General features: G+C 47.0%; 18 protein-coding genes and 1 pseudogene. 9 read left to right on the top strand and 10 right to left on the bottom strand.

Annotated elements, in window-relative coordinates:
• Nucleotides 1-130 precede the first annotated feature (130 nt).
• Nucleotides 131-1,243, bottom strand: a complete 1,113-nt coding sequence (locus CLV42_RS05940; RefSeq protein ID WP_106600979.1) for a nucleotidyltransferase family protein — start codon at nt 1,241-1,243, stop codon at nt 131-133.
• A gap of 79 nt (nt 1,244-1,322) precedes the next feature.
• Nucleotides 1,323-1,448: pseudogene (locus CLV42_RS34550) on the bottom strand (PqqD family protein); the annotation flags it as partial.
• 172 nt (nt 1,449-1,620) lie between these two features.
• On the opposite strand from CLV42_RS34550, the gene CLV42_RS05930 reads away from it, so the two are divergent.
• The 4 genes from CLV42_RS05930 (at nt 1,621) to CLV42_RS34420 (ending at nt 4,994) form a co-directional block, all read left to right on the top strand.
• A complete protein-coding gene (locus tag CLV42_RS05930; protein WP_106600978.1) occupies nt 1,621-2,517 on the top strand; it encodes a phosphoenolpyruvate carboxykinase (ATP) in 897 nt (298 codons plus the stop codon).
• The gene (locus CLV42_RS05925) at nt 2,517-2,927 is read left to right on the top strand and encodes a lasso peptide biosynthesis B2 protein (protein WP_106600977.1); all 411 of its coding nucleotides are present in this window, start codon (nt 2,517-2,519) and stop codon (nt 2,925-2,927) included. The genes CLV42_RS05930 and CLV42_RS05925 overlap by 1 nt, the downstream gene beginning before the upstream one ends.
• Before the next feature lie 4 nt (nt 2,928-2,931).
• Nucleotides 2,932-4,767, top strand: coding sequence for an asparagine synthase-related protein (locus CLV42_RS05920; RefSeq protein WP_106600976.1), 1,836 nt, complete (start codon nt 2,932-2,934; stop codon nt 4,765-4,767).
• 95 nt (nt 4,768-4,862) lie between these two features.
• Nucleotides 4,863-4,994: a hypothetical protein gene (locus CLV42_RS34420; RefSeq protein WP_262509988.1), complete on the top strand. Its 132-nt coding sequence runs from the start codon at nt 4,863-4,865 to the stop codon at nt 4,992-4,994.
• On the opposite strand, the gene CLV42_RS05915 is transcribed toward CLV42_RS34420, so the two are convergent.
• The 4 genes from CLV42_RS05915 to CLV42_RS05900 are packed head-to-tail and all read right to left on the bottom strand — an operon-like array spanning nt 4,995 to nt 7,673.
• Nucleotides 4,995-5,903 (bottom strand): methionyl-tRNA formyltransferase, encoded by a 909-nt coding sequence (locus CLV42_RS05915; protein ID WP_106600975.1) that lies wholly within the window; start codon nt 5,901-5,903, stop codon nt 4,995-4,997.
• 9 nt (nt 5,904-5,912) lie between these two features.
• Nucleotides 5,913-6,494 (bottom strand): phage tail protein, encoded by a 582-nt coding sequence (locus CLV42_RS05910; RefSeq protein WP_106600974.1) that lies wholly within the window; start codon nt 6,492-6,494, stop codon nt 5,913-5,915.
• A gap of 29 nt (nt 6,495-6,523) precedes the next feature.
• A complete protein-coding gene (locus tag CLV42_RS05905) occupies nt 6,524-7,075 on the bottom strand; it encodes a phage tail protein (protein ID WP_106600973.1) in 552 nt (183 codons plus the stop codon).
• A 43-nt stretch (nt 7,076-7,118) separates the two neighbouring features.
• The gene (locus CLV42_RS05900; protein WP_106600972.1) at nt 7,119-7,673 is read right to left on the bottom strand and encodes a phage tail protein; all 555 of its coding nucleotides are present in this window, start codon (nt 7,671-7,673) and stop codon (nt 7,119-7,121) included.
• Between the two features lie 249 nt (nt 7,674-7,922).
• Here CLV42_RS05900 and CLV42_RS34415 point away from each other — a divergent pair, with 249 nt between their 5' ends.
• Nucleotides 7,923-8,048 (top strand): hypothetical protein, encoded by a 126-nt coding sequence (locus tag CLV42_RS34415; protein WP_262509987.1) that lies wholly within the window; start codon nt 7,923-7,925, stop codon nt 8,046-8,048.
• A gap of 13 nt (nt 8,049-8,061) precedes the next feature.
• Here CLV42_RS34415 and CLV42_RS05895 read toward each other — a convergent pair whose 3' ends face one another.
• Both CLV42_RS05895 and CLV42_RS05890 read right to left on the bottom strand, forming a co-directional pair.
• Nucleotides 8,062-8,505 carry a hypothetical protein gene (locus CLV42_RS05895; protein WP_106600971.1) on the bottom strand — a complete coding sequence of 148 codons (444 nt, stop codon included), beginning with the start codon at nt 8,503-8,505 and terminating at the stop codon, nt 8,062-8,064.
• A gap of 182 nt (nt 8,506-8,687) precedes the next feature.
• A complete protein-coding gene (locus CLV42_RS05890; RefSeq protein WP_106600970.1) occupies nt 8,688-10,115 on the bottom strand; it encodes a hypothetical protein in 1,428 nt (475 codons plus the stop codon).
• 125 nt (nt 10,116-10,240) lie between these two features.
• Here CLV42_RS05890 and CLV42_RS05885 point away from each other — a divergent pair, with 125 nt between their 5' ends.
• The gene (locus CLV42_RS05885) at nt 10,241-11,374 is read left to right on the top strand and encodes a LamG domain-containing protein (RefSeq protein ID WP_106600969.1); all 1,134 of its coding nucleotides are present in this window, start codon (nt 10,241-10,243) and stop codon (nt 11,372-11,374) included.
• A gap of 220 nt (nt 11,375-11,594) precedes the next feature.
• Here CLV42_RS05885 and CLV42_RS05880 read toward each other — a convergent pair whose 3' ends face one another.
• Nucleotides 11,595-12,074: a DinB family protein gene (locus CLV42_RS05880; RefSeq protein ID WP_106600968.1), complete on the bottom strand. Its 480-nt coding sequence runs from the start codon at nt 12,072-12,074 to the stop codon at nt 11,595-11,597.
• A gap of 108 nt (nt 12,075-12,182) precedes the next feature.
• Here CLV42_RS05880 and CLV42_RS05875 point away from each other — a divergent pair, with 108 nt between their 5' ends.
• The gene (locus tag CLV42_RS05875; RefSeq protein ID WP_106600967.1) at nt 12,183-12,590 is read left to right on the top strand and encodes a hypothetical protein; all 408 of its coding nucleotides are present in this window, start codon (nt 12,183-12,185) and stop codon (nt 12,588-12,590) included.
• 32 nt (nt 12,591-12,622) lie between these two features.
• On the top strand, nt 12,623-14,422 hold the full coding sequence (locus CLV42_RS05870) for a hypothetical protein (RefSeq protein ID WP_106600966.1): 1,800 nt from the start codon (nt 12,623-12,625) through the stop codon (nt 14,420-14,422).
• A 78-nt stretch (nt 14,423-14,500) separates the two neighbouring features.
• Here CLV42_RS05870 and CLV42_RS05865 read toward each other — a convergent pair whose 3' ends face one another.
• On the bottom strand, nt 14,501-15,769 hold the full coding sequence (locus CLV42_RS05865; RefSeq protein WP_106600965.1) for an NAD(P)/FAD-dependent oxidoreductase: 1,269 nt from the start codon (nt 15,767-15,769) through the stop codon (nt 14,501-14,503).
• A 227-nt stretch (nt 15,770-15,996) separates the two neighbouring features.
• On the opposite strand from CLV42_RS05865, the gene CLV42_RS05860 reads away from it, so the two are divergent.
• Nucleotides 15,997-16,416, top strand: a complete 420-nt coding sequence (locus CLV42_RS05860) for a response regulator (protein WP_106600964.1) — start codon at nt 15,997-15,999, stop codon at nt 16,414-16,416.
• Nucleotides 16,417-16,596 lie beyond the last annotated feature (180 nt).

Genomic DNA, 16,596 nt, shown 5'->3' with positions numbered 1-16,596 from the left:
GTGTTGTTCCCCGGGGTTACGAACCCCGCGCTACAAACAAAGGGACTCTAAAGGAGTTCTACAGGTGGCTCTGGGGCGGCTTTGGGACGGCTTTGCCATGGTTTTGAGGTGGACCTGAAATAGGCAGGGTTTATCTTGGCTTCCTGAACAGGCCAAGCGTCAGCCGGAAAGGTTTGGTGAAGTAATAAAGGAAGAACCAGGGTAATCGGAGACTCATAATATCTTCTCCGTTAGGTCTGAGCAGGAAGCCGATGTACCGCATGAAAACAGCATATTTCGCTTTCAGGCTGGTCATGAAGGAAAGGCGGATGAGTGCCAGTTGGAGGAATTTGTTCTCCGTTTGCCGGGGCTCGTGTAATAAGCGGTTCATCAGCAGCTGACAGGTCTTGTCGGGTACAGCACCATTTGCAATGGCGGGAACACCCAGCAGGCCGGATGCGAGCTGCATCCACAGGTCTTCAAATCCCTGCAGCTCCGGTGGCACTTTATGGGGACCGTGACGGTACAGTAAAGCCATATCCAGTAAAGAGCGCAGATGCGGATAGAAATCGCTCGCCCCGTTGTTTACCAGCATCAGCCGGTAATAATCTTCATGTGTAAAAGGTACACCTGTTAAATAATCACTACCCAGCAGTTGATCAAACTGATACTGGGCAGAAGTCAGGGTTTCCGGAGGCCGGTAATGAAACTCAAAACTCAGCCATTTGCCGCGGCTGCAAGGTTTACCGAAAACCACTTCTTTTATGTGGTCTTTAAAATGATCGGGATAATTGCTGAAATATTCTTCCTGGTGCATCTCATATCCTTCCGTCTGCATGACAGACACGACCGTTGATACCTGGTCTTCCGGGATGATAATGTCCATGTCGGTAAACTCCCGCATGGCAATGTCGCCATACACCAGCTGTGCAAAGTCCATCCCTTTGTAGAACCGTGCGGTGACGCCGTGTTGTTGTAGGCGGTCGACAATGTATTCCGTTATCATTTTCCTGTCAAAGGCGAACACAGAAAATTCTCTGCAATAAGCTTTAAACGGCTTCAGGGCATCGGGCGGTACGATGGCCCTTAGTTTATTTAATACATAATAAACCACAGGTCGTATCCGGTGCCGTGCACATAACTTATATACTGTTTGCCAGTCGATGGTATGGCCGGATATAAAAGTACAGAGCGTAGAAATGGAACTGGTTTGCAGGTATACCCGGCAACATAGCAATAGAATAGTAACCTCGGGTTGGCGCATAATATTACTGGATGATCAACATTTGATGCTGCATCATTTTCTCAAGAAAAAGAAGCGTTTCCCGTTCGCATAGCTGCATGCTGACAGCATATTCTGCTGTCAATGCGTGTACCACTTCATGAACAGGCACAGGCTGCTCCAGTTTTTCCCAAATGGCGCTGCCTATGGCATTAAGACCGATGTACTGACCATTGTGAATATCCATTAGTACCACTTCTTCTCCGATATGACTGATCAGGAAATTACGCTCGTTCCTGCGAACGATAGTCTCTCTGCATAGGGAAGTCTGTACGCTTTCTGACATATGTTTAAACATTAGTGATTACTTGAGTGTATAGTAATTGTAACATTATTAAACGTCAAATAGTTCGCTATCCATGCATAAATATTGGGGCTTCGGCCTGCATATTATTTCCGGAATGGAATTCCCTGAGTTGTTACCGTTCGAGTTTAAGCATGCTGATGTAAGTATTACCCTTGGTGAAGTACCCGATATCAATGTTGATATAGCCTTCGACATCGGCCATATTTCTTACCAGCTGAATGACCATGAGCTGGTCTTCTCTGTACAGGATGTTGCGAGCTATTATGTTGCCGATGGCAACCGGATCATTGTTCATCCTCATCCGGCCAATACGGAAGAGCGGGCGGTCCGCCTGTTTGTACTCGGTGCTGCAATAGCCGGCATCCTGCAGCAAAGAAGGCAGGTACCGCTGCATACATCGGCTGTTGTAGTGAATGACAGGCTGACGCTCATTGCCGGACAATCGGGCGCTGGTAAGTCTACGACGCTCGCAGGACTGAAACAGCGGCAATACAGGATCTTCAGCGATGATATTACGGTGCTGAAAGAACTGCCGGATGACGACCGTATCAGTGGGGTTGCTTCTTACCCGATGATCAAATTGTGGGAACACTCCCTGCAAACCTTGCAGCTGAACGATCGTTCTTTTCCTGTGATGCCGGGTTTTGAGAAGTACGGTTTTTTCTTTCATGGCGCTTTTGATACACGGCAGTATCCTATTGAGCGGATCATTCTGCTGGAAACAGGGGAAACCGATACGATCCGTCATAAACAGTTAAGGGGCAGTGTAGCCTTTGCAGGTGTGGTACAACACGTCTATAAAGCATCTTTCTTCAGGCAGCCCGCCATGCGGGCCCTTTGTTTCGATGTGATCAGTAAAATGGTAAAATGTGCAGAAGTATACCAGGTAACACGTCCTGCCCAGTGTGCGCCTGATTCATTGTTGGATGTAGTAACATCAATATTCTAATGAAAAGGAAAATTTCAGCGCTGCTGCTCTTTATACAGGCGTGGATATGCATTGCTGTTGCCCGCTGTATGCTTGTCTTTATGCCTTTCAGAAAAATAGCGCCCTTGCTGGGTAAAAGTGTGGACGAAGCAGATACCTTCAAGATGAGGCCTTCACCTCGTCCGGAACGGATCCGGGCGGCCATCAGAAGAGCTGCGGCATATTCACCCTGGAGGGCAAAGTGTTTTGAACAGGCGCTGGCCGGTAAGATCATGCTCACTTATAAACATATGTCCGGTATTGTTTTCTTTGGTATCAATAAGGTGGGTGATGACCTGCAGGCCCATGCCTGGCTGGAAAGTGAAGGCGTGATCATTACCGGTGGTAAAGAGGCCGACCAATTCATTGTTATAGCAAGATTTAAAAGTTAACCTGATGAGCGCCATATTCGGTATAATTAATAAGACAGGGCAGCCGGTGGATCCTGCAACTATAGCACGGATCAGTCATGCCATGGAGCACCGGGCGATAGATGGGCTGCATACATGGTGTGAAAATAATATACTCATAGGGCAGTGTACCCTGCGGCTGTTGACGACAGACATCAGCACGATGCCATTAGTGAGTGGAGATATTGTTATTGCTGCGGATATCCAGCTTGACAACAGGCCATACCTGTTGCAGCAGACCGGTACACGGGAAGAGGTGACGGACGAACTGTTATTACTACACGCTTATCGCAGGTGGGGGACGCATTGTGTACAGCACCTGGAAGGTGAGTTCGCATTTTGTATATGGAATAAACAACAACGTCAGCTACTGATGGCCACAGATCAGATGGGATGCAGGGCATTATATTATTACGACTCGCCGGAACTGTTCATTTTCAGTTCCGAACAGAAAGGCATCCTGGCTGTCAAGCCTGGCCCGCATGTATTTAACGAGGCCAGCCTGATCGAATATTATTTCCGCCAGTCAGATCCGGCAGGTACTTATACGAAAGGCGTGTATGCGTTATGTGCCGGTAATATGCTTACGCTGGATAACAATATTGTCAATATTAAAAAGTATTGGACGCCGGCTCCCGGCAAATATCATTTTAAGCGGTTCAATGAATGGACGGAATGCCTTAAGGAACTGCTGAAGGTAGCCGTCAGGAACAGGATCCGGACAGACAGGCCGGTGGGCATTACGTTGAGCGGCGGACTGGATTCTTCTTCTGTGGCATGTATACTGGCCCCGCTGCTGGCTGAGATGAACCAACCGTTGTATGCTTTCTCATCCGTGCTACAGAATGATGCGGAAGGGGAAGATGAGCGAAAATATATTGATATTATCGGAAGGGCCTGTCCTAATATCGTACAGACATATATACACGCAGCAGGCAGCGGGCCATTCCAGGATACACTGCATGCATTTGAAAAAGATGAAGTGTTTCCCAATGTATTTTATTATATGGATCATGCTATCCTGGAGGCGGCCCGGCATAAAGATATCGGAGTGCTCTTTACCGGGTATGGGGGAGATCATTGGGTATCCTGGAAGGGTAATCCTGTTATCTATAACCTGATCAGGAAGGGGGCCTTCGGCAGTGCATGGCGTTTATTAAAGACCTTCTCAAAGCGGGAAGGGAAGCCACTGTGGCCTATCCTGAAAAGGGAATATATCAGGCATACCTCCTGGTATAAAAAAAGGCATCAGTCTGAAATCAGTTATATAGGTCTTGGTTTGCAGGATGATTTTTACGGCAAGTACCGCGATACGCTTGTTTTCGGATCGATACAGAATATCACTGCTTCCATGCTTAAAAATATCAGCAGCGGACGTACGGGACTGTTTCCCTCTATGCTGGCTAATCGCAATGAGGCCTATGGTATGCGTTCAGCCGTTCCCTTACTGAGTAAGAATGTGCTGGAATTTATGATGGACGTACCCCATCAATTGTTTGTGCATGGAGGTTATAAGCGTAGCCTGCTGCGGCATGCCATGCAGGGTGTGTTGCCACCAGCCATACAGTGGAGAACGGACAAGGGAATGTATTCACCTGATTTTTTCAGTCGCCTTGAAAACAATAAGCAACATATAAGGGCCTTTCTTGCATCGGATGATTATGATGCCGGCTTCAGATATTATCTTTCCCGTGATAGTCTGCAGACCTGCGTTAGTAGAGACGAACTGGCTATGATCAGAATAACACAGGGTGTGATCAGTAGCATGGTAGTAGCCGCCTTACAAAAAAAGGGATATGTTTTTGATAATAATTTTTCTTAACTTACAGTTACTCATATATTAAACTGAAAACTGTAGCTCTGAAAACTCAAAATTCCAAACTCAAAATTCCAAACTCCAAACACAAATATCCAGTCATGAAAAACGAGCAAATGCAATCCAAGCCCCAATGGGAAACTCCAGGTATGACAATCCTTGCAGTGAATGAAGTTACTTTAGGCGGTGGCGCTGCAGGTACAGATTTTGGTTCTGAAATCAGCGCACCCTGATCAGGCTCCCAGTCTGGCGCCATGATTTAAGCCGTATATGCTTGTATGATAGGATGGTAAATAACCGTCGTGCATATATAGCATATTGGACTTAATACTCTTGCCGCCGGCACAGGCAATGTACAACCCATCTCCCCGGACCATCATGGTGCCTGGTGGATGGGCTGTCTGCAATTCTGTGACCATACCGTCCATCAGTTTTACCTCCTGTCCCTGAAAGACAGTGAGGGCGCCTTTATTCCAGGGATTACAGGCCCTGATAAGGTTACATATTTCTACCGCATCCATTTTATCCCAGTCTATCAGTACATCTTTCAGTTGTGGCCGTTTATGATAGGCTGCAGCAATGCCTGTTGTCGCTACTTCAGGATATGGCGCCTGCTGTCGCACGGCGTTTAAGATCATCGCCACTCCTTCCACACATAGCTGACTGCATAGCTGTTGTACCATGCCATAATGGTACTGCGGAAGATTCGCAATACTTCTTGTCCATACCACTTTTCCTGCATCGAAGCGGGGCGAGAGTTCGTGAATGGTGAAACCCAGTGTAGGCTGTCCCGTTTTCAGCTGCCAGAACGCAGGTGATGGTCCGCGGAAGGAGGGAAGTGGGCCGGGATGAATATTAAAAGCCGGTATACCATTGAAGCGGGGTACATCCAGCAGATGCCGGTACCCGTATACAAATACCGTTGCTGGTTTTACATTGTCGAGCCATTGATATACCTCGTCCGGCTGGTGTACTTCCTGCGTGAAATGTAGTCTGGTAGCCTGTATAAAACCTGTTACTTTCTGGTTGGCGATCATATCCTCTGAAGGGGCATAAAAGATACACACCTGCAAACCCTGGTTTGCAAGTGTGTATGCCATTGGAATAAACTGATCGCTGTTGGAGATAATTCCTATACGCATATTGTTTATTCAAAAAGAAGAAGGATAGATACCTTCTGTAGCGATGATATAATTGATGACCACATAGGGCATCTGGTTATCGTGTGGTTGTGTGCCTCCGGAAGGATTGATCGTACCGGGGTCCAGTAAGGCGTTGGGCGTGGTAGTACCGCCTGCGGGTAATGGCAGGGTCGTATATAGGTTCACGTCCGGATATGCCGTAGGCCCTGTGTTGTTATTACCATTGGTAACGCCGAGGAGGTTATTGGTAGGATCGCCGGTAGTAGCAGTGGTGGTGGTCGCTACCAGGTTGTGGGTATGCGAGGGGATATTGGTTTGCAGCAGTGTTACATTCGGCGTACCTGCGGCTTGTCCCAGCATATAGGTTTGCGACCCTCCGGAAGGAGATATCTGTCCTGTACCTACTGCAATTCTTTGTCGCAGGTCGGGCAATCCAAACGTCGTTTGTCCGTCGCCGCCATATTGTGTACCCAGCAATGTAAACAGGGCTTCATACTGACTGATTGCCAGCAGGGCGCCATTGCAGAGCCTCCATCCAACAGGTGCGAAGTTGCCGGCAAATATCCTGATCTCGCCTAAGTAATTATCCATATAAAATCTTTAGAGGTGTTAAATATTGTTTAGGATCTTGACGGGTAGATGCCCTGTGTGGCAATGCAGAAGTTCATTGCGAGGTAAGGCATCCTGTTGGTGTGAGGCTGGCTGCCGCCTGTTGGGGTAATGGAGGGAGCCATGTTCACCAATGGGCCGCCGGCCGGCGCAAACAGGTTGACAGTGCCTGTGTTTTGTCCCGGTTGAGACGGACTGGTGGGCGTATTTGGATTGGCGAAATAATTGGTATTAGGGCTACCTGTGTCGTAAGAGGTATTTGCACTTACCAGGTGCGTATGTGCAGGCAGATTGGGGGTCGTCAGTGTAACCGTTTCAGTACCGGCAGCCTGGCCGATCTGGTAGCTGGAACCGCTTTTGCTGGTGCCTGTACCTACGATCGTTCTACCGTTCAGGTTGGGCAGCATGAAGGTAGTGGTGCCATTACCACCGTAGTAGACTCCCAGCAGGGAGAACAATGCCTGGTTCTGCGCGATAGGCAGTGTTTGTCCACTGCAGACAACCCATCCCCTGGGGATCTGTGTATAAGGGAATAACCGGATCTCTCCGAGATAGTTTTCCATAATGATTTGGAATAAGATAAGGTGAAAAAATGAGATTTGACAATCAGGGTCTTTGAGGGAAGACACCTTCTGAACAGACACAATAGGTCATTGACAGATAAGGGTCCATGTTCGCGTGTGGTGTGCTGCTCCCGGTCACCCCTATTGTCTGCGGGTTCATGGTGATATTCCCTTTGTTATTGGAATAGACCACGATGCCTTTAGCGGCGATAATAGAATAACCGTTTGTCAGGTATGCATTACTGCCGGGCTGTGAAATAGCGGCGGCTGTTTGCGGCTGACTGGTACGGACCACCGCTTGCACATTGTGCATGTGTGCTGGCATGGTGTTCGTTGTTAATGTGACGGTTTCCGAACCGCCGGTAGTACCGGGTGTATTATAACCTGGTTGTCCAAGGTTAATACCCAGTGCTGCTACGCCCCGCAGGTCGGGGACCGCAAAGTTAGTAGTGCCGTTGCCACCGTACTGGATGCCCAGTATGGCAAATAAGGCGGAATTGCTCTGAATGGGATAGATCGCACCGTTACAGGGCAGCCATCCCCGGGGGGTAAAATTGAAAGCAAAGGCTCTGATTTCGCCGATATAACCATCTGCCATAAGTGTGAATTTTGGGTGAAATAATAAACATTACGAAATGAAAATAAGGAAGAGGAAAGAGGAGTGGTATAAAAAGTCTTTCATGAATCTGGCGTTATTCAGGGGAACATTCTTTTATTCAGTGAGTGGAATATGCATTACATGACTCGTATTACCTAAATTAGGAAGGGTTAGGGTAAAATAAAAATGTAAGGAAAAATAAAAGTCTTTTTATTGTCCTGTAAATTTGGTAATATATGATAAATAGGTATGAACAGACTATGCAAAAAGCTGAACTACCTGTTTGACTACAATAAGGTCAATGAATTCATCTTCCATCTGAACAGCTTAGGCGTCAGTACGGAAAAGGAGGGACGTAGTCTTTATATTGTCTGAGCTGTTTTCGTACTCATTCCTCACCGGGATGATCCTGGAAGTCTACAAAATCCTCAATAGCTCCTTTGGTTTCTTCATCCAGCAAAGGATGTTTTAATAAAGCATGCATTTTTTCGGTCAGTGCCTTGTGCTCAAGATAACGTTGATCGGCATTGGTGAGCCGGTTCAGCATCCATACCGTCAGTGGTGTAGGCTTTCTGTCCAGCGATGCAAACAGGTAGTCATGGTAAATATCATGAAAGCCTTCCAGTGTATGCGCCAGGGGGCCGGGAGAGCCGTAGTCAAGGTGTGGGTATTTTTCAATGAGCCGGAAGATAGGTTCTATTGCTTTTTCCCTATCGGGATGATGTTTCAGGTCCTCCATCAGGTCGTAGAAATAGGAGATGTTCTCATCGTCGGAGCGCCCATTGGGGATGAAGGAGGAAAGCGCGTGGATAATCTCGTCGGTAGTCATCATGGAATGAAAGCGTTTAAACGTGAATATATGAGGTACCCCGGATATGTCCCCCGGAGATACAAACATGCAGTCCGCCCGGGCGGGCTGAGAGCCTAAAAGTAATACAGTTCGCTGAAGGCACCTTTCAGCGGTTGTACCGATAGGAGGCCGTCGCTAACAGACAGCATAAAGCGTTCCGGAAATTATAATGTGATCACTTTATCTCCTTTTACAAAGCGGGTATCTTTCACGGCTCCCGGACCTTGGAAGCGGTATTGTACGCCCACGATATCCGAGGGCTCATATTCACCCGCAAAGGCAGTGGCTTCCTCTCCATCCACGAGTATCCGGATATGCTTGTCTTTTGCTTCCACTTTTAATTGCACCCACTGGCTCATATCCCGGCCGAACTTTGAGAGGTCGGTATTGTTGCTTTGCATAGTTTTTCCGCCGGCATAGAGGTTGAGGTCTCCGACGCAACCCTTTGCACATAGTGGGATAATAAATACATCATTCTTACACAGGAGCAGGATCTGTACCCGCTGGCAAGCAGCAGAGCCCTGGTTAAAGTTGCTCTTTACGGTTGTTTCAAAACTGAAATTGTCAGTCCGCAGGTCGCCCATGTCCTGTACATTATAGAATCGCAGACTTGGGATAGTGGGCTGTAAGGAGATGTTATAAGCTTCCATGGTGGCTTTGTCCACTTCTGCGGTATGTCCTTTCAGGAATTCTTTCTGGTTGAAATATACCGGTACCTCACCCTGGTCTATCGCTGCCAGCCAGCCGTTGGAACTGATCATGAGGTCATGTTCCTTCACAATATGTTTGCCTACGATCAGCTTTGCCCGGAAATAGCCGGGATGGTAGTAGATGGAAGAGTACTCCCGTTTATCCTTTGGAACGGCGAATTTCCGGCTGATATCCCACGACTGGGATATGAATACGGAATCATCCCCGGCAGCCCTGGCGTCGTATTTAAAGATCACGGAATTGGGTACCCCCGCCATAACGGTTTTATTACTGCTGAACTGATAAGCCGCAGGGTCCATAGAGGCCTGTTTTGACCGTCCGTTGGATAACAATGTTACATAGAGAATGATGGCTAATGATAAAAGACCCAATGCCCAATAAGGCCATCTGCGGGAGCGGGACTTTTGGGCGCTTCCTGTGACCTGTTGTGCAGAAAGAGACCCGGTTGGGGGGATGCCTGTAACGGTCATATTACCGTATTCACCAGCTTTTAATGCACCGGTCAGCAAGTGTTCGTGTTCCTGCGGAGCCGTGCCATTGACGCTGTTGATACTGGTCGTATCGGTGGTTGGATCTGTGGTGGCAATCGGGCTGGCACTCCCGCCAGATAGTTTCCGCCTGAACGTTCCCCAGTCTTCGTACCCGGCGTATTGCGCCAATGTATTCAAGGTAGTGATAGCAGGGGTATTGGTGTAAGACAATTTCCCCCAAAGTCTTTTTAATGTTGTAACGCTTAGTACAACACCGGTAGCTTCCTGGATGGCCTCACTTAGTTTTTCAAAATCATAGCTGCTCCATTCGCTGTTGGCGCCTCGGTCAAACCGTATCTCCACCAGCTTCAGGCATCGCTGTATGTAATCTGTTTCTAAATTGTTTTCCATTTGAAAATGAGTTTGTTATGTTCCTGCACAGACTTGCACAAACTTGAACTCCCGTTGAATTGCCATCAAGTTACTTATTATTCAGTTTTGCCCCATTATCATTTGAAAACTTAAAACAACAGACCATGTACAAGACATTCAGCATCCTTTCCCTGTTTCTGTTTTCCCTGCACGTTATGGCACAGCAGAAAGACGGAAAACGTCCCGGCAAATCCCTGTCAACACCCGCCACTATCAATGTAGCGATGACTGCAGATAATTGGGATATCGCCCCCACGGTAGCGGAACTCACCACCTGGCGCTCCGTTCCGGCTTTGAAATGCCTGGGGGGAAAAGGATCCGCAGTACTGAAGGATGTCGACTTCACAGACGGTACCATCGAATATGATATGGAGCCTGTAGAGAATGGCTTTGCTACCATTTTCTTCAGACAGGCTTCTTCCGAGGAAAGGGAGTGTTTTTATTTCCGCACCTATGTTGCCGGTAATGCTTCCGCTATAGACGCCATTCAATATGCTCCCTACTTTGGCGGCGTCAACATGTGGGATATGCTTCCCTGCTACCAGGCAAATGCGGATTTCAAGCGTGAGAAATGGAATCATGTTAAACTGGTCATCTCCGGTAAACAAATGTGGGTATATGTGAATGATATGTCCCGCCCGGCATTGAAAGTACCCCGCCTGGAAGGTAATACGGAACATGGCCGCATCTCTTTCGAAGGAAAAGGTGCTATCTTTTCCAACCTGGTGATCAAACCCGGACAGACAGAAGGGCTTTCTCCACTGGAAGGTCCGGACCCTACCGACAATGATCCCCGCTACCTCCGGGAATGGCAGGTGAGCCAACCTATTGAAACGAAAGATGTCGACTTCAGTAATAGTTTTATGCCTGGTAAAGAGGCGACCTGGGAAACTATCTGGGCGGAAAGAAGAGGATTGGTTGATCTGACAAGGAAATTCGGACCCAGCAAGGAACGCCGTATCATATGGCTGAAAGCTAATATTCACACCGTAAAAGAGCAGTCCCGTAAAATGAACCTGGGCTTCAGTGATGAAGTATGGGTGTTCATCAACGGAAAATATGTGTATGTAGATAAGAACCTTTACGGTCAGCCATTGTCGAAGTTCCCCGATGGCCGTTGCTCTATTGAGAATACGTCGTTTAATGTTCCGTTGAAAGAAGGAGATAATGAATTGCTGATAGGTGTGGCGAATAGCTTCTATGGTTGGGGGATTGTGGCGAGGTTGGATGAATATTGATGCATCCCGCGTTCGTTATGATTCCCGGGGGGTACACCCGCGTTCGTTATGATTCCCGGGGTTACACCCCGCGTTCATTATGATTCCCGGGGGTTACACCCTTATCCCCGGGGTTACACCCTTATCCCCGGGGTTACACCCCGCGCTACAAACAATGGGACTCCTAGCGGAGTCCTATTGTGTTTTGTTAATGATGTTTTGTTAATGGTGTTTGTTATTATTAATGCAGCGAACGATATCGTTGTATTTGTCGCCTATGGCGGAGGATATGTACAATAGCATGTTCCATCATCTGCTCGATGTCATATGACTGGCCCCAGCGGGCGGCAATCTTTTTGTCCTGTTCTAACTGTTCCAGATCGCTGTCTTTGATATCCCTGAATACTGTTTCTGTAAACTGGAAGGCTTCCGTCAGCTCCCTGATATATTCCTTTACGGTAGTATAGTACTTTGGCGCCGGCCGCACCATCTGGTAGCCGTAATAGTGCATAATGTAAATGGCATAGCTATAAGCCGAACTAACTACATGCGATAATATCGTTTGTACTGAACGGCAGTTTTCATCGCTGGTCACTGGATCTACAACAGTGACCAGCTCCTTATCTGACATATCTGCAATAACGCTTTGTAGTTCGATGATCGCTTTTTCATATTCATCCAGCAATGCACCTTTTGCTCCTTGTCTGTATACTTTAACCATATTAGCAATTATATATTAATAAAATTATGTTATAATCTTGAAATTCACTTATAATTGAGTACTTTCATGTTTTTTCTGCCTACTTCTGACACACTATAATTAATGCAAATGCAAAACTTCGTAGCACTTCCAACAGAAGGATCCGAGGCACAGAAAGTACTTGAGGAGCTCTTAGATCAACCAGACCAGCTGCTCTTATTAATACTGGGGGACGATGATGTAGCAGATGAAGCCACGGATACCGCCAATTTTATCCGTTCACGCATAGGGAAGAACGGTATCAGTATGTTTGAGGCCGTGGTATTTGTAAAAGTAACTGCCCCGATGACTATTCTGCCGCTGCTGAAAACACTGAAGATCCATGAGCGCGTGAATCTTGCGGATTATAATGATTTTGTACTCCTTTCTATCTCTCCGTTTAAGAATGTTATTTCTGAAGGTGTTACCAAAGCCCGTTTTATGAAGGGCAGAGGTAGTATGAATACTGCTGTGATGATGGCCTTCGCCAATGGATGATCACTCCCTTTTTACCTTAATGCGAATATAATATGCGACTTTTTATATTGCCATGTGCTATCCTGTTCCTGTTGTGTACTGTGCGTCCCGTGTTTTCCCAATCTATTATTAAGGTTAGGGAAATTGATCAGAACAATAAACCATACGACGATAAAAATAATGCCGACATCAATAGCCGGCTGACCGTGCTTTTTGATCGTGCAACTTTCATCAGGAAGGTCAATAGCGCCGGTATTGGCAATCCATTACCGCCTGATGCCGTGAGCCTGCTCAATACCCTTTACGATGCTACGCAGAAGGTGGAAGGATGGTCAAAGGGAATGGAAGACGCGGTGAAGAACTATGTGCGGGGAGATAAAGCCAGTCTGAATACTTTCCTGCAACGGACTTCTGCCATCACTGCGGAGATTGTAGCCATCTTTGACCGGGATCAGCAAACGCGTGATTACTACGAAAGCTTTTTTAATGTCAACGAAGATTTTACGGAGGAAAAGATGTGGAGCGGTATCCTCTTTGCGATCAATAAAAGGATGGCTGATCTGGAAGAGCAGTTGTCCAAAACTCCGGTCTACAACGACGTCCGCATTCAGATAGGAGGATGGCTGATGCACAATAACCAACCGTCACCCTTGCACTTCAACGGTCTTGATGAAAACCCATTAGGAGACTATTATGAAGTAGAGCGCTGGAAGTTTACGCTCACAGATGCACAGTTGGCACAACTGGAAGACATCCAGAAATGGGTGAAAAGCAGTCAGCAGCGGGAACTGAATGTCAATGAAATACTCCGTGGTGAATATGTAAGGCAGTTCACTGATATCTTACAGCAAAGACTGAAGACCGATTTCGAAGACTTCAGGAAAGAAGGAGAGAAGGTATTGACTACCTTACAGGACCAGCAGATTGTTACAGATGTAAAACAAATACTGGCGCAGGGCGATCTGATAAAGACACAGCTAACGGAGAAAGTAAATTATTATCAGTCGCTTTTGAATAATACGGTGCCGGGAAACAGCATTGCTTTTATATCAAAGTTGCAGAACGACGTGAATGCGATCAATGGCGAGTTCAATAAAATGAAAGGACTGCTCACCGATTTCCAGTCTCATATTCCCGCTGCCACTGCTGAAGTCAGGACACAATGTGCGAACCTTGTGACGATGGCCAGCGGTAAGATCACAGCACTGGCCAATCTGCTGATACCTGATGAGATATTACGTTTCGGTCAGGCACAAAGACGCCTGGAGGGACTGGCGTTAAGCTTCTCAGATAAAGTATATTCGCTGGCATTAGGAGATATCCCTAGTGAAGCAACGACTGACCTTTTATATTCCGGTTTCCGCCAGGAAGGCGACAGGGTAGTGATCAAAATGGTGGTGACCAATACCAGCACCAAAAAGAGTCTGCTGGAAGAATCGCACAGTGTGACATTATACCGTATCCTGCCTCACTTACAAGCTACTGTAGGCGTTATATTTGCGCATCCGCTCACCCCTACCAAGATAGAGAAGGATGTACAGATGGCGCCCTATTATAACGTGCTGTTCAAAGGCATTTTTGGTATGAGCCAGAAATGGAAAAGGAATTCCTCCCTGCCTAATAATCTGCTGGACCTGAATTTCGGTCTGCATGTTTCTTCACCTGACTTCGATAAGGATGATGTGCCGGAATTAGGACTTGGCGTAGTGGCGTCTGCATTGAAAGACTATCTGCAGGTAGGATGGGCATATAATCTTTTCCAGGGAGCTAACTATGTGTTCATCGGTTTCAGGTTGCCGATACCGACCATGAACCTCGGAGGAGGTAATAACAGCAGTGTCCCTGTGAAGTAGCTTTCAGCACCCAGGGGATGGGAAACGGCGCTTCGGCAACAACAGCAACACTGCTGCAGGTTTGATCAATGGTAATACTTAGGTTCTGAAGATCATTCGCAGGAACTGGTCCCTGGTAATGTAAGCAACGATCCAGCTATACATGGTCCGTATCTTATTGTTGTAATTCACCAGCGATGCTACGTGAATGAACAGCCATACGATCAGGGCCGGAAAACCGTTTACATGTACCCTATGTTTAAAGAGATCTACCACGGCATTGTGCCTGCCTACTATCGCCATTTCTCCGCGGTCAAAGTATTTGAACGGCTTTGACTTTTTCCCTTTTGCATAGGAAAGGAAATTCTTAGCCAGGGTACGACCCTGTTGTATCGCCACCTGCGCTACCTGCGGATGTCCTTTAGGGTAAGCAGGATCTGTGGTCTGTATACTGATATCGCCGATAGCATAGATGTTGTCTACGCCTTCCACCTTGTTGAAGTGGTCTGTCTTCATTCTGCCACCAGGGCCAAGGCTGGTGGCGGGCATACCTTCGAATGTATTGGCAGTGACACCAGCTGTCCATATTAAAGTACCTGCTTCGATCACTTCTCCATCAGAAAAGGTCACCTTTTGATCTGCATAGTCGGTCACCTTTGTATGTAATTTGATACGTACGCCTAATTTGTCCAGCGCCTTATACGTGCCTTTATGGGTCTTCTCGCTCATAGGCTGCAGGAGGTTATGCTCTCCATTCACGATATAAATATCGCCGTCTGCATGCGCTAATTCGGGATAATCCCTCGTCATGATATACTTCCGCATCTCCGCCAGCATACCGGCTACTTCCACACCGGTAGGACCGCCGCCGGCTACCACAATGGTTAACAGTCTTGTACGTTCCGCGGGGTCGGTCGTCGCAGCTGCTTCTTCCATGGTCTTCAGCAGTGTATTCCGCATGATCAATGCATCGTTAACGCCTTTCAGTGAAATCGCATTCCGCTTTATATTCTCCAGGCCAAAGAAATTCGTTTGGGCACCTGCTGCGAATACCAGATGATCATATGACAAGATGCTGTCATCATCCAGGTAGAGGCGCTGTGCTGCAGGATCTACTTTTGTCACTCCCCCCATACGGAAGTTGATCTTTTTATCCCGGAATAGCTTTCTGAACGGATAGCTGATACTGGAAGGCTCCAGGAAGCTGGTGGCTACCTGGTATAATAGCGGCGTGAAATAGTTATAGTTGTTCCTGTCTACCAATGTAACATCATAGTAGTCGTTCCTGTATAACTGCTGGATAAAGTTCAACCCAGCAAATCCCCCACCGACGATGATGATTTTCTTATCGGTACCATTTGTGGTCATATGTATTGGATTAGATGTCATGACGTGCGCATTCTTCGGAAACAGGAGAAGGCAAGCCTTGTGCCATGTATAAGCGGTTGATAAACATTTGATTAATAGCGAGCGGGATTTATCTGCTCGCTATATATCGCTTTTCAACCCGTGAAATGGCGTCATGCAGTGATGTCGGAACTTGGCATGACTAATGTGGGTATTAGATCTCTTCTCTCACCAATAAATGCAATCTTATGGCTAAAGCGGGCCCCATTCTTATTTTAGAGGACGATCACGACGACCGGGAGATCTACGGTCAAATAATGGCTTCACTGGGGGTTAAAAATGAAATTAAGTTCTTTGAAGGAGGGGATGACCTGCTTCGTTATTTACAGGTAACGCCTGACAGGCCGTTTATTATTCTGTCTGATATCAATGTTCCCCGCATGAGTGGTATTGAATTGATGCGGCAGATAGACGCAGATGAGTTCCTGAGAAAAAAGAGTATTCCCTTTGTGTTCCTTACCACTGTCGAATCAAAAGAAGTGGTTGATGAAGCATACGAATTAGCTATACAAGGTTACTTCGTTAAAAAGGATCTGTTGGAAGATATTGAAAAACAGGTGAGGCAGATACTGGATTACTGGAGGGATTGTAAACATCCGAATGCGTGATGGGCGGGGGAAGGAATTCCGTTTCCCGGGGTGAAAACCCGCGTTTATTATAATCCCGGGGTGAAACCCCGTGTTCATTATAATCCCCGGGGTTTCACCCCGGGCTACAAACAAGGGGACTCCTAGCGGAGTCCTATTGTGTTTTGTTAATTGTGTTTGATATAAACATCTGGTTCCCCG

The organism is Chitinophaga ginsengisoli (genome assembly GCF_003014595.1).
In the GTDB taxonomy this organism is placed as follows: Bacteria; Bacteroidota; Bacteroidia; order Chitinophagales; family Chitinophagaceae; genus Chitinophaga; species Chitinophaga ginsengisoli.
This window is presented reverse-complemented; position numbering and strand designations above follow the sequence as displayed.